The 12,652-nt window shown below is 43.9% G+C and carries 13 protein-coding genes and 1 tRNA gene; 4 read left to right on the plus strand and 10 right to left on the minus strand.

The window, feature by feature from the left end; translation table 11 throughout:
• Window positions 1-41: 41 nt before the first annotated feature.
• On the minus strand, window positions 42-302 hold the full coding sequence (locus QNH36_RS21220) for a glutaredoxin family protein (protein WP_144477882.1): 261 nt from the start codon (window positions 300-302) through the stop codon (window positions 42-44).
• Window positions 303-479: 177 nt separating this feature from the next.
• Window positions 480-1,823: an RNA polymerase factor sigma-54 gene (rpoN, locus tag QNH36_RS21225; protein ID WP_283904132.1), complete on the minus strand. Its 1,344-nt coding sequence runs from the start codon at window positions 1,821-1,823 to the stop codon at window positions 480-482.
• Between the two features lie 225 nt (window positions 1,824-2,048).
• On the opposite strand from rpoN, the gene QNH36_RS21230 reads away from it, so the two are divergent.
• Window positions 2,049-2,648, plus strand: coding sequence for a TetR/AcrR family transcriptional regulator (locus tag QNH36_RS21230; protein WP_283904133.1), 600 nt, complete (start codon window positions 2,049-2,051; stop codon window positions 2,646-2,648).
• Between the two features lie 151 nt (window positions 2,649-2,799).
• Entirely contained in the window at window positions 2,800-2,958 is a 159-nt protein-coding gene (locus tag QNH36_RS21235) for an anti-repressor SinI family protein (RefSeq protein ID WP_144477888.1), read from the plus strand.
• 155 nt (window positions 2,959-3,113) lie between these two features.
• Here QNH36_RS21235 and QNH36_RS21240 read toward each other — a convergent pair.
• Window positions 3,114-3,185, minus strand: a tRNA-Arg gene (locus tag QNH36_RS21240).
• 361 nt (window positions 3,186-3,546) lie between these two features.
• Here QNH36_RS21240 and clpP point away from each other — a divergent pair.
• A complete protein-coding gene (clpP, locus tag QNH36_RS21245; RefSeq protein WP_251542964.1) occupies window positions 3,547-4,152 on the plus strand; it encodes an ATP-dependent Clp endopeptidase proteolytic subunit ClpP in 606 nt (201 codons plus the stop codon).
• Window positions 4,153-4,207: 55 nt separating this feature from the next.
• Here the strand turns inward: clpP and QNH36_RS21250 are convergent, their stop codons facing one another.
• The 7 genes from QNH36_RS21250 to QNH36_RS21280 form a co-directional block, all read right to left on the minus strand.
• Window positions 4,208-4,465 carry an HPr family phosphocarrier protein gene (locus QNH36_RS21250; protein WP_144477890.1) on the minus strand — a complete coding sequence of 86 codons (258 nt, stop codon included), beginning with the start codon at window positions 4,463-4,465 and terminating at the stop codon, window positions 4,208-4,210.
• A 19-nt stretch (window positions 4,466-4,484) separates the two neighbouring features.
• A complete protein-coding gene (whiA, locus tag QNH36_RS21255; RefSeq protein ID WP_144477892.1) occupies window positions 4,485-5,432 on the minus strand; it encodes a DNA-binding protein WhiA in 948 nt (315 codons plus the stop codon).
• A gap of 106 nt (window positions 5,433-5,538) precedes the next feature.
• Entirely contained in the window at window positions 5,539-6,522 is a 984-nt protein-coding gene (locus QNH36_RS21260) for a gluconeogenesis factor YvcK family protein (protein ID WP_251542966.1), read from the minus strand.
• Window positions 6,519-7,412 (minus strand): RNase adapter RapZ, encoded by an 894-nt coding sequence (gene rapZ, locus QNH36_RS21265; RefSeq protein WP_251542967.1) that lies wholly within the window; start codon window positions 7,410-7,412, stop codon window positions 6,519-6,521. The genes QNH36_RS21260 and rapZ overlap by 4 nt, the downstream gene beginning before the upstream one ends.
• Before the next feature lie 83 nt (window positions 7,413-7,495).
• Window positions 7,496-7,954 (minus strand): NUDIX hydrolase, encoded by a 459-nt coding sequence (locus tag QNH36_RS21270; RefSeq protein ID WP_144477898.1) that lies wholly within the window; start codon window positions 7,952-7,954, stop codon window positions 7,496-7,498.
• 560 nt (window positions 7,955-8,514) lie between these two features.
• Entirely contained in the window at window positions 8,515-9,465 is a 951-nt protein-coding gene (trxB, locus tag QNH36_RS21275; RefSeq protein ID WP_251542968.1) for a thioredoxin-disulfide reductase, read from the minus strand.
• 222 nt (window positions 9,466-9,687) lie between these two features.
• A complete protein-coding gene (locus QNH36_RS21280; protein WP_283904134.1) occupies window positions 9,688-11,196 on the minus strand; it encodes a tetratricopeptide repeat protein in 1,509 nt (502 codons plus the stop codon).
• Between the two features lie 478 nt (window positions 11,197-11,674).
• On the opposite strand from QNH36_RS21280, the gene QNH36_RS21285 reads away from it, so the two are divergent.
• Window positions 11,675-12,646: a nuclease-related domain-containing protein gene (locus tag QNH36_RS21285; RefSeq protein WP_283904135.1), complete on the plus strand. Its 972-nt coding sequence runs from the start codon at window positions 11,675-11,677 to the stop codon at window positions 12,644-12,646.
• Window positions 12,647-12,652: the final 6 nt, after the last annotated feature.

Below are 12,652 nucleotides of genomic sequence, written 5' to 3' on the forward strand. Positions count from 1 at the left end.
CCCTGCTACAGATTTCATTCTAACAGGAGTGAAAACCTTAATCAACCAATAAACTCAAGGTTTTTTCGTGAAAACGCTTCACTTATGAATTTTTTGTTAATAATCCCGTATTGAAGCTCCTCGCCGTCCAATTCGATGACCGGAATCATGATTCCATACTTCTCGACAAGCTCATCATCGAGGTCGATATTGATCTCTTCTATTGTAAAATTCCAGTTTTGCTGCAGTTCTTCTAGTATTTCCCGTGCAGTCTCACATAAATGGCAGCGCGGTCGGGAATAAAGTTTGACTGTTTTTTTCATTTCTGTCTCCTTTGACTGAGTGGAATCTTATTTAATCGCAAACATTTGGTTTTATTCGTAAATGCACGGGCTTTATTCGCAATAAAAGAAGTTTATTCGCAAATTACGGGGCTTTATTTGCAAAAAGGAAATACCATCCATATCACCAACAGGATTTCACCGTGAATTTGCTATACCCTAATCAAATCGTTTCCGTTTCGAAGAGGATGGAATCCCCAGCTGGTCACGGTATTTCGCGACGGTTCTCCGCGACACGACCATCCCTTCACGATCCTCGAGCATTTCAACAATAGCCTGGTCGGAAATCGGCTTTCTTTTATCTTCTTCCTTTATATAGTTCTCGATTGCCGCTTTTACAGTTTGCGATGAGGCCTGGTCGTTCTCGGTGGTGGCAACCCCACTTGTAAAAAACGATTTCAATTCATAGGTTCCGCATGGTGTCTGCATGTATTTTTCACGTACAGTCCGGCTGACGGTTGATTCGTGGATCTCCAGCTCATCCGCCACCTCCCTCATTGTCATCGGATTCAGGTGGGAAGGACCTTTCATGAAAAAGTCCGGCTGTTTTTCGATAATCTTTGCGGACACCTTCATCAGCGTTTCCTTGCGTTGTTCGAGGCTGCGGCGGATCCACTGATAATCCCCCTGCTTTTCCTGGATGAATTTATTGACTTCCTGATCCTTATGCTGTGATAGCTGCCGGAAATAGCCATCGTTAAAAGAGACTTTCGGAATCAAAGCATCATATATGCTTACAGAAAGTTCATCGCCTTCACGTTTCACCACTACATCCGGAACAATATAGGCTGCCTTTCCACGCTGGAAAGCTGCCCCTGGTTTCGGATTAAGCTTTTGGATCTCGTCATGGACCTTCTGGATATCCTTCAATTCTATATTCAGCATTTTCGAGAGTGCTTTCCACTTTTTTTCAGCAAAGAGAAGGAAGTGGTCCCGGATGATCGTGATCGCCAGCTGATTGGCTGATGTCCGCTTCTGCCTTGTCAGCTGGAGCAGCAGGCACTCCTGAAGGTCTCCTGCCGCAATACCGGCGGGATCCAATGATTGCAGCTTGAAATAGGCGGAATCAATGATTTCCTCATCCATAGCAAACCTTTTTGCAAGATCATTGCGATCCATTTTCAAGTAACCGTTTTCATCTATGTTTTCAATCAACACTGGTAATATCAGTTTTTCCTCTGGCGATGCTTTTAAGGAGTTTAGCTGGGCATGAAGATATTCTTCAAGCGTCTCACTCTCGCCAGAACCAATCTGTTCAATCAAATTTTTCTGGTCCCGTTCGAATGTCCTTTTTGTACCTTTTCTCTTACGATCCATATTCGAATCAAAATTAGTGATATTTTTAAAGTCTACTTGCAGCAGGGGATTTTCCATCGATTTAGCTTCAAGAAAAGCCGCAAGCTCCTGGGCTGAGTACTGCAAAAGCGCAATTGCCTGGGTCAGCTCCTGAGTCATCGCCAATTTTAACGTCTGTTTTTGAAACAATCCAGCTTTCAGATCCATCTAAATCACCCCTGCACTCATTTTACATGATAAACCGGGTTTGGTGTATGGAAAGAATTTGGCATGACAAGAAAACTCTCATGTTTCACCAGTGTCAATATAGCATTAACGAAAGGGATAAATATGTCAGGCGATTTTAATTTATTGTCTGAAATTTCAGTTGACTCAGCTATATTAATTATAAGATAATACTATTGAGTAATATATTTTAGAAGGTGTTATTAAATGAGTAAAAGAGGCAGGAAGAAAGGGGCTAGCGGTGAACAAAGCCGGGCTTTGCTGCTTACAATCGCTGCAGAAGAGTTTGCCCAAAAAGGTTATTACGAAACCAAAATCAGCACAATCGTTCAAAAGGCAGGCTTAACCCAGCCAACATTCTACCTTTACTTTAAAAGTAAAGAGGCAATTTTCAAGGAATTAATCGACTCGTTTCGCAAAAGGCTTTTTCATCTCACAAAAGAAAGTCGATTAGAACCCGGAGTTAATCCTGACTCCTTATCAACGACGATTAGTAAAGGCTTAACAGGAATCTTTACTTTCTTTATTGAGAATCGAGATTTAACACTAATTGGTTTCTATCATCCTCAAGAGTCTAAAGAATTGAAAAAACAGTTAGCGGTCCAGATAAGAGAAAACTTAATGTTTGAAGCTGAAAATGGTATTTTTCAGACTGAACTCGACATGGATTTGGTGTCAGATATTTTGATTGGCATTATCGAGCGCCTCACGATGACCAAATTATTTCCCGGAATAAAAACTCCTGAAGAACTTTCTTCTGAGATTGTTCAACTTCTTCTAAACGGAATGTTACCGAAAAGCGTCTGATCATTTTTCGCTATTGGAATTGACCCTTGCATCGCCATAATTACATCTCCTTGAATACCACTGGATTGGCGAACGCCAAAAATCACTGAATACCGTGGGAAAGATCAAATTGATTTGGAAAAGACCTAATTTGAGTGGAGGAGAATGAATCATGGAAAGAGAGTTAGAACAAGAGTGGTTGTACTTAATGATGCAGGCTAAACAAATGGGGATTCCTATAGAGGAGGTCCGGCAGTTTCTCCAGCAGGGTTCTTTAGAAGACGTCTCATACCAAAAATCTAAATCGGAGTTTTTACGGCCGAGTCCTTAAAACACATGCGATTTCGCATGTATCGTTAAAACAAAAATCCCTTTCCTCAGGGATTGTACCCATAGGGTTAGCAGCAGTTGAATGAATACCAAAACAAAAAAAGTTCCCACGCCTGTATAAAACTCATACAAACATAGGAACTCATTTTTTTGTAACGCCCTCGGCAGGAATCGAACCCACATCTCAAGAACCGGAATCTTACGTGCTATCCGTTGCACCACGAGGGCATGTTTGAAGTTAGCGTTACGCTTACCTATTATAGGATAAGTCTTCACGGTTTGCAAGAATGATTTTTTGCCAGCAGTGCAAGCCCTTTGTTTAAAAATGACAATCTTGGGTAAGATGGATACGGTACAGTAAATTGGAATATAAATATTGTCGAACAGTTTATGCAGGCTTTAAAAGCGATTCGTTTGACCTTTATTGACCATGCGTGTATCATTAAACTACATAGGTGTTCTGGCAAACGAACCAGTTTATGCCAGCCTGCAATCTGTCTATTTAAGGGCAGTCATTTGCTTTAAAAAGGGACTATAAAACCTATTTTAAAGCGGTGAAATGATTTTACGTTAAAGGAGGAAAACAAACATGAACTTGATTCCTACAGTTATTGAACAAACGAATCGGGGCGAAAGGGCATATGATATTTATTCCCGCCTTTTAAAGGATCGCATCATTATGCTGGGAAGCGGCATTGATGACAATGTTGCTAACTCAATCGTAGCCCAGCTGCTTTTCCTGGAAGCTGAAAATCCGGAAAAAGACATTTCCATCTACATCAATAGCCCGGGCGGCAGCATCACTGCCGGTATGGCAATCTACGATACTATGCAGTTCATCAAGCCGGATGTACAGACAATCTGCATCGGTATGGCTGCATCCATGGGTGCATTCCTTCTGGCTGCCGGAACAAAAGGCAAGCGTTATGCACTTCCAAACGCCGAAGTCATGATCCACCAGCCACTTGGCGGTGCACAGGGACAGGCGACTGAAATCGAAATCGCTGCGAAGCGTATCCTTTTCCTTCGTGAAAAGCTGAATGGCATCCTTTCCGAGCGTACTGGCCAGCCGCTTGAAGTCATCGCGAAAGATACTGACCGCGACAACTTCATGACAGCTGAGCGTGCGAAGGAATACGGTCTTGTCGACCAGATCATCAGTCGCAACGTATTGGAAGAAAAAAAGGATAAATAATCAAAACCAAAACTCGCTCTTTAAACGGAGCGAGTTTTTTATGGTTCTTTTCAGCTTAATTTTCGTTCTGGATGTATTCAGCCAATTTCGACACGGCTTCTTCTTCGTCATTTCCATCCGCGATCAGGTTCACTGATGCGCCGGCACTTACTGCAAGACTCATCAAGCCCATGATGCTTTTTGCGTTTACCTTTTTCCCATCCTTCTCTAGAAAAATATCGGATGAGAACCTGTTTGCTTCCTGCACGAATAATGCAGCGGGACGTGCTTGCAGCCCAGTTTTCAATTTGACTTCCACTTGTTTTTCAACCATTGCTTTTCCTCCTCTATCCCTATTTATTTATAGTTTGCCCGGCACGCAGTTTATCTGCTATCTCATCAATTTTTCGCAGCCGGTGATTGATTCCTGATTTGCTGATACTTCCCCCGCTGACCATTTCGCCCAGCTCTTTCAGGGTGACATCCTGGTAATCGACACGGAGCTGAGCAATCTCCCTCAGCTTATCCGGTAAAATTTGCAGGCCGACTGTATCCCGTATGTAGCGGATATTCTCTACCTGTCTTAGGGCAGCCCCAATTGTTTTATTCAAGTTAGCCGTTTCACAATTTACGAGACGGTTAACCGAATTTCTCATATCACGGACAATCCGGATATCCTCAAAACGCAGCAGCGCATTATGGGCGCCAACGATGTTCAAGAACTCAGTGATTTTTTCCGCTTCCTTCAAGTAGGTGATAAATCCTTTTTTCCGTTCCAGCGTTTTGCTGTTGAGTCCAAACGTGTTCATCAACTCACATAATGAATCATTATGCTCCTGATACATCGAGGCAATCTCAAGATGGTAGGAGGAAGTTTCCGGGTTATTTACCGAACCTCCTGCAAGGAAAGCTCCTCTTAAATAAGAACGCTTACAACATTTCTTTTTCACCAATTCAGGTGAAATTTCATAGTTAATTTCAAAGCCTTCTCCTAAAATCTTTAAATCCTCCAAAATTTCTCTGGCTGATTCCTTCAGGCGGACAATATAAACATTATTTTTTTTCAGCCGCATCTTCTTTCGCACCAAAAGCTCTACCTGTACCTGATAGCTTTTCTTGATCAGGGTATAGATCCGCCTGGCAATCGCGGCATTTTCAGTCTGTACGTCTACGATGAGTTTGCGATTAGAGAAGGAAAGGGAACCATTCATCCGGATCAAAGCGGACAGTTCCGCATTGGCGCAGCAGCCCTTCACGTCAATATTCGTGAGTTCTTTTTTTGTTTCCGAAGCGAACGACACCTCTTCACCCCCTGGTTATTTGGTGCTGGCGCCCTTGTTCACGCAAGCGCAGCAGTTGTCTTTTTTAAAATCTTCTTTTCTCGAGACAAACGCTTGCATCCTATATCTACGCGTTATACCTCTTTTTGGTTTCATCTATTATCATAGAATATAAAATTTCTGAAACTTTTTTTGTATCATGCCTGATGACATTGCCATCCAGCTCTGCGATTTCATCCTGTACGACCTCGACTCCTAAAGAATTCAGCCGGTCCAGATCAAAAACGACAGGCTGGGCAAGCTCTTCCTTATATCGCAGCTCGACATCAGGAGGGATGGTCTCACTGTTTACCAAAATCGTATCGATAAAAGCACAATCCATATGATCATAAATCGCTTTAATATGGTCACTTGCCGCAAAATCATGCGTCTCTCCCGCCTGGGTCATCAGGTTGCAGATATACACCTTGCGCGCCTTCGCTTTGCATACTTCCTTGCCAAGCCTTTTCACGAGCAGGTTTGGCAGGATGCTTGTATATAAGCTGCCTGGTCCGATGACAATCAAATCTGCTTCCCTGATCGCCTGGAGCGTCTCAGGCAATGGCTTTACGCCTTCAGGATTCAGGAAAACCCGCTTGATTCTTTTCCCTGAGTAAGGAATTTTCGATTCGCCCCTGACAATGCTGTTATCCTCCATCACCGCATTCAGCATGACACTCCTGTTTGCTGCCGGCAGGACTTTTCCGCGCACATTCAGCACCTTGCTCATCTCCTGGATTGCATGGACGAAATTGCCGGTAATCGACGTCATCGCCGCCAGGATCAGGTTGCCGAGTGAGTGGCCAGATAATTCATTGGATGTATTGAAGCGATGCTGGAACATTTCTTCAATCAGCGGCTCCACATCCGAAAGGGCAGCCAGGACATTCCTGATATCGCCTGGAGGGGGAATCTGCATATCTTCCCGCAGGCGGCCCGAACTTCCGCCATCATCAGCCACTGTGACAATCGCAGTGATGTCGACCGGATGCTTTTTCAAGCCCCGGAGCAGGACTGGGAGGCCTGTTCCGCCTCCAATGATGACGATTCTTGGCAATCCATCTGTCATCATGTCGTAAGTCCCTTCCTTTTATCGATATCACGGTGTGTCACGCGGGTATGATAGTCTTTCTCGAAATATTTGGCGATATGTTCAGCCAGCGCTACTGAACGATGCTGGCCTCCCGTGCAGCCGATGGCGATGACCAGCTGCGCCTTGCCTTCCCGCTTATAATGCGGAAGCATGAAGCTCAAGAGGTCTAGCACCTTTTCAAGGAACTTGGATGTCTCGTTCCATTTTAAAACGTATGTCGATACATCTTCATCAAGACCAGTTTTTGGACGCATATGTTCAATATAATGCGGGTTCGGCAAGAAGCGGACATCGAAAACGAGGTCGGCATCTATCGGTAATCCATGCTTGAACCCAAAGGACATCACATTCACGGTAAAAATCGTCTTTTTGTTCACCGAGAACTCTTCAAGGATTTTTTCGCGGAGGTCCTTTGGTTTCATGCCGGTTGTTTTATAAATAAGCTGTGCTCGGCCCTTCAGTTCTTCCAGCAGCTCGCGTTCAAGCTGGATGCCTTCAAGCGGCAAGCCTGATGGAGCAAGTGGATGCGAACGTCTCGTTTCTTTATAACGGCGGACGAGTGTAGAGTCATCTGCATCCAGGAACAGCACCTGTGGCGTCACCCATGAAGTTTCCGCAAGTTCATCAAGCGCCTTGAACAGGGAATCAAAGAATTCGCGCCCGCGCAAATCCATGACCAATGCCACCTTATTCATTTTTGTGCCAGATTCCTTCATCAACTCAAGGAATTTCGGCAGCAATGTCGGCGGCAGATTGTCGACACAGAAAAAGCCAAGGTCCTCAAAACTCTGGATTGCGACCGTTTTCCCCGCGCCAGACATACCTGTTATGATGACCAGTTGGGTATCAGTAGTTGAACCGGTACTCATTTCTCTTCCCCCTGAAAATTAGTTATTAAGGCCTTTTCGTTGAAAGGCAGCCGCCAATACGAAAACAGCCATTTTTTATCGTATCAATTCGGATCGAGCCTGTAGCTGATCAGCTCAAAATCCGGTGTATAAGTAAAGTTGCCATAAATGATTCCTTGTCCATGAATCATATATTCAAGAATATGATAATCTCCTGCTGCCATTGGCAAATCCTTAATATCATCAAGCTCGTGCCAGGAAATGGTGCCTTCGTCGGAAACATCAAGATTGATCCCGTCTGCCTCAGTGGCATAAAAAGTGAACATCATCCACTCAGAAACTACCTGATCATCTTCCTTGATGACGAATGTGAAGATCCCTTTGATTTGGGGATTACGCAGGTAAATCCCTGTTTCTTCACGGAATTCCCTGACACAGGAATCCTTGACAGTCTCACCAGGTTCCATCTTTCCGCCAGGAGCCACCCACCAATTGCGGCGCGGCTTCTGCAAAAGCAAAATTTTATCCTCTTTCACTAAAACACAATTCGTGACGCGCTGCATCAAATCCACCTCTTCATCTATATGCGCAAGAAAAGTCCCGCCGCAAAAAGGGCGGTTCGTCTGCTTGTTTCTCATTTTAATGGATTCCGGACATATAAGCCTTTTAGCAAAATTTTCTATGAAACCACAGTCATTCGTCATTTGCCGGACATTTTATTCTTTCCATTATACTATTTTTAGTTTTTACCCACAATGAATAGAAAGATGATATTTTTGACAAGAAAAGTTCTTTTTATAAAGCGGGATAATTTTTATGAAGTGTAAAGACAATGACCCGCGAAAATTTCCCAATATAAAAAGTGTTATATTCGCTTGCAAATGCCTGTTTCATTTTTATGTATAAAAAAAGAGCACAGGATAACCTGTGCCGTCAAAGGATTATATTTTTAAAAGGGGGTCAATTTCTACTCCTATAATACCCCATGATTGTTTCACTACTGTTACAGAAGAATTAATAAATAATTACTTTTTGTTAATTTATGCCGCGGTGTGATGTTTTTTCCAGTTCTAATTAAATTAAAAGCCCGCCAAATCATTGCGGCGGGCCGGACATTTGTATATTAAGCGTTCGCTTTCAATTCCTCGATCAATTCCTCAACATAATGCTGGGCGTTTTGAGCAGCGATACTTCCGTCGCCTGTCGCGGTCACGATTTGGCGCAGCGTTTTTTCACGGATGTCACCAGCTGCAAAAATGCCGGGAACCTTTGTTTCCATTTGTTCATTCGTTTCGATGTAGCCGTTGCTGTTCGTGATGCCAAGGCTTTCGAATGGCTTAGTCAAAGGAACCATTCCGATGTAGATGAATACGCCATCAGCCGGGAACTCCTGTTCAGCACCATCCAGTGTGGATACAAGCGTCACGCTGCCGACTTTGCCATCTTTGTCATTGATTTGCTTGACTGTATGATTCCAGATGAAATCAATTTTGTCATTGGCAAATGCGCGGTCTTGAAGGATTTTTTGCGCACGAAGCTCATCACGGCGGTGAACGATCGTCACTTTTGAAGCGAAGCGAGTTAGGTAAACACCCTCTTCAACTGCGGAGTCTCCTCCACCGACAACGACAAGTTCCCTGTTTTTGAAGAATGCGCCGTCACAAACCGCACAGTAAGATACACCGCGCCCGCCAAGCTCCTGCTCGCCAGGAACGCCAAGCTTCTTGTACTCCGCACCAGCAGAGATGATGATGGAGCGGGCTTTGTATTCCTTGCTGCCAGCCTTGATGGTTTTATATTCTTTGCCGTCGATGACTTCTTTTACATCACCGTAAGCATATTCTGCACCGAATTTTTTCGCATGGTCAAACATTTTGGTTGAAAGCTCTGGGCCAAGAATGTGGTCAAAGCCTGGATAGTTTTCAACCTCTTCTGTATTCGCCATCTGGCCGCCTGGAACGCCGCGCTCAAGCATCAGTGTCGACAAGTTCGCGCGTGATGTATAAACAGCAGCGGTCATCCCTGCCGGTCCGGCACCAATGATGATGACGTCGTAAATTTTCTCTTCTGACATGGTGTACAACTCCTTTGAATATCATAGTCCGCTAATTTCCGTAATCCATTCGGAAATAGTATTTCCTGCATAAACATATCCTATAAAACAAGTGCTGCATAGTCCAAAAATATGCTTAAGTTCACGGAATTGACATATATAGTTTCTAATACCCTTGATTGTATACTTTAAAAAGAAAAAAAGGATAAACTTTGCCTGCGGGTTGCAGACTCAGTTTATCCTTCATATGCTGTCTTCTTCATGAAGAAACTCACTAGCCAAATTGATGTATTTGGACAGCGTGGATACGGATAATCCGTATTTCTTCGCGACTGCCGCTTTCGTCGTGCTGATATTTCTCAGCTTATCCCAGAGATAATCGACAGCTGCTGCCCATGCTTTCTTGTTTTTAAAATCGTAGCCGGCCTTTGCCGCCTGCTCGAATACCGAAAACCACATGATGTAGACGCCGGCTTCATTTTTGCCGATCGGCTGGTGGTGGTCGTACAATAGCTTCGCCGTTTCATGCGCGCCCTTGACTTCTTCTTCCCTGCTGCTCAGTTTGCCGGAGGTTACATATGCAAAATATGATTTTTCCATCTCCGTCATTTTATCCGTTGATGTATCCGCTGCGAGAATTTCTTTCTTCTTCGCCGAAACAGATGTGAGGAATAGCGCAAAAAGGCGTTCCTCCGGATAATCGCTGTTCAACTGGTTCAGTATCGCCGAAACTTGAGCTTCAAACTTCACGCCTTGCTTTTCTGCCCAGGGCTCCATTCCGTCCTTTTCCGGATTGTACTCGAGAACCTTTTTCCAGGCTGTCCGTGCCGTATTTTCCCTGCCGGTAAAATAAGACGCATGCGCCAGCCAGTAATAGAAAGCACCGTCGCCTTCAAAACCTGACTTTTGCAGCTTTTTCAGCCAGCGGTAAGCAAGTTCATATTCCCCGACCAGCGCGAACGTGGCACCAAGCTTGAACTGGTGCTCAACGTGGATCGGATGGATTTTTTCCAGTGAATCCTTAAGATCCTGGCCTTCCTTCTCCTCGCCCTGGTAATGCGCGAACACAAGCGCATTGCAGAGCGCGTGCATGTTCCCGGGATTCTGCTCGAGCACATCATTCAGGATGTCACGGGCCTTGACCGTTTCCCCAAGGTAAAAATACGCCAGCGCCAGGTTATTGTATGCCGACCAATACTCCGGATACTCCTCGATGACCTCCTGGAAAATCTCGATCGCCCGCGGAAACTCACCTGACTCGAGGTGATTGCGCGCTTCCTCCTGCTTGACGATCAGGTCATCCTCTTCGTAATAATCCTCATCCATTTCTTCCGCTTCCATAGTCAGAAGCTCCAGAAGATCATTCGCATCCTCCGCGAACTCGCCGTCTTCATTCACTTCCAGGTATAAATTCGCATGCCTGAACGCATCACGGAATAAACCCATATGAGCGTAATTATTCGCCAGGAAGTAATGGCACTCCGCCATGTTTTCATCCAGTTCTTCGAGGACCAAGTGCAAAAGACGGTTAGATTGCTGATAATCACCCAATTCCGACTGCACGATCGCCAGCTGGCAAACAATCATCGGCTCGCCCGGCTCAAGATGCATCGCACGCTCGAAATACTTCTCAGCTTTCTTCAGATCCCGCTTGTGGAAAGCCTTGACCCCTTTGGCGAAATAATACTCACCAGTAGGAACGAAAGACAGCAATTGGCCTTTTTGCTTCGTTGCTTTAGAGTCTTTTCCCATGTGATCCTCCTATTTTAGTAAAACTATATCCGTTGAACCCTTTTAGTAAAATTAAATCCATTGTGCTTAGTGGTTTGTATAAGAATACACATACAGTGTTTTATCGAAGCAACTTTAACTAATGTAGTATAACATACGGACAGAGGGTTCGAGAAGGTGTGGGAGTGAAATTGTGGGTGGGGAGATTGATTTCTGGATTTGCGCGGATTATTGTGAATTCGACTCCATTTGGTGTGGAGACTATTTTAGAATGCGATTCCAATAGCGAGCCGTTTCACGGGAGTTGGTCGAATTAATGAGAAAAGTGGTCGAATTATCGTTAAATGTGGTCGAATAAATTAAAAATCCGCCAAATTAATCAAAAAAGTGGTCGAATAAATTTATTTTTCGCCAATAAGTTTATATCCCTCTTAATAAAGAAGGTGTTTTCGAGGATGGTATCGAATATAGAAGTAAAAATTTTAAGGAGTGATAGACTTTGATTGGCAAAACAAGAGAATATCCTAGAGAAATCATGATTTTAGAAGCCATAGTAAGGCGTTTTCCTTCAGATGACTTCAGAAAAACAGAATTCGAGAGGAAGCTCTACCGAAAAAGGGCAGGTTACAAAGGCGAAAAGGTGCTGGATTACTTCTTAGAGCAAATTGACCATACTGAAATGGTGATTTTAAACGATTTAAGAATCCCGATTAACAGTACCCACTTCCAAATCGATACCCTCATAATCACTCCTTATTTTCTCCTCATCATTGATTCCAAGAATTACGCAGGAACACTCATTTTCCTTCCAGAATTCAATCAGCTGATCAGAATCCAAAACGATATAGAAGAAGTTTTTCCTGATCCGATACTCCAGACAAAAAACCAGGCATATCAGTTAAAGGCTTTTCTTAACAAGCATCACTTTACGCCTCCGCCAATTGAATTTCTTGTAGCGATTAGCAATACGCAAGCCATCATTAAAAATCCCACCAATGACAAGGAAGTCAGTTACAGAGTCTTCAGGTCATCGAATGTTGCCTTCAAGCTTCCTCCTTTCTACCAAAAGCATACCCAGTCTCTCCTCACTAAAAATGACATGAAGAAAATCGCCAGACAATTAGCGAAGGCGCATGAACCATTGGTTCCCGACCCCAACACAATGAATCTTCCATTTGAGAAAATGGTTAAGGGTGTGCAATGCCCTGCCTGCGAGACATTCGGCATGGATTACCATCAAGGGAAGTGGACTTGTAAAAATTGCGGACATAAAACTGGAGATGCGCATATTCAGGCATTGAGGGATTACTTCCTCATATACGGCCCTTCAATTAATAGTAAGCAATTCCGCGACTTCACGAATGTAAAATCATCTTCAACGGCAAAGCGACTTTTAACGAATATGGATTTGAACTTTCTTGGCACGACCAAAGGCCGGACATACTCTCCACGAAAAAGCTTCTTTGATTAATTGTTC

The sequence above is a fragment of the Mesobacillus sp. AQ2 genome (assembly GCF_030122805.1).
Taxonomy (GTDB): Bacteria; Bacillota; Bacilli; order Bacillales; family Cytobacillaceae; genus Mesobacillus; species Mesobacillus oceanisediminis_A.

Bases quoted from the DNA above. Each gene is read 5' to 3' on its own strand.
- QNH36_RS21220 (WP_144477882.1), bottom strand. From the start codon at position 302: ATGAAAAAAACAGTCAAACTTTATTCCCGACCGCGCTGCCATTTATGT.
- rpoN (WP_283904132.1), bottom strand. From the start codon at position 1,823: ATGGATCTGAAAGCTGGATTGTTTCAAAAACAGACGTTAAAATTGGCG.
- QNH36_RS21230 (WP_283904133.1), top strand. From the start codon at position 2,049: ATGAGTAAAAGAGGCAGGAAGAAAGGGGCTAGCGGTGAACAAAGCCGG.
- QNH36_RS21235 (WP_144477888.1), top strand. From the start codon at position 2,800: ATGGAAAGAGAGTTAGAACAAGAGTGGTTGTACTTAATGATGCAGGCT.
- clpP (WP_251542964.1), top strand. From the start codon at position 3,547: ATGAACTTGATTCCTACAGTTATTGAACAAACGAATCGGGGCGAAAGG.
- QNH36_RS21250 (WP_144477890.1), bottom strand. From the start codon at position 4,465: ATGGTTGAAAAACAAGTGGAAGTCAAATTGAAAACTGGGCTGCAAGCA.
- QNH36_RS21260 (WP_251542966.1), bottom strand. From the start codon at position 6,522: ATGATGACAGATGGATTGCCAAGAATCGTCATCATTGGAGGCGGAACA.
- rapZ (WP_251542967.1), bottom strand. From the start codon at position 7,412: ATGAGTACCGGTTCAACTACTGATACCCAACTGGTCATCATAACAGGT.
- QNH36_RS21270 (WP_144477898.1), bottom strand. From the start codon at position 7,954: ATGCAGCGCGTCACGAATTGTGTTTTAGTGAAAGAGGATAAAATTTTG.
- trxB (WP_251542968.1), bottom strand. From the start codon at position 9,465: ATGTCAGAAGAGAAAATTTACGACGTCATCATCATTGGTGCCGGACCG.
- QNH36_RS21280 (WP_283904134.1), bottom strand. From the start codon at position 11,196: ATGGGAAAAGACTCTAAAGCAACGAAGCAAAAAGGCCAATTGCTGTCT.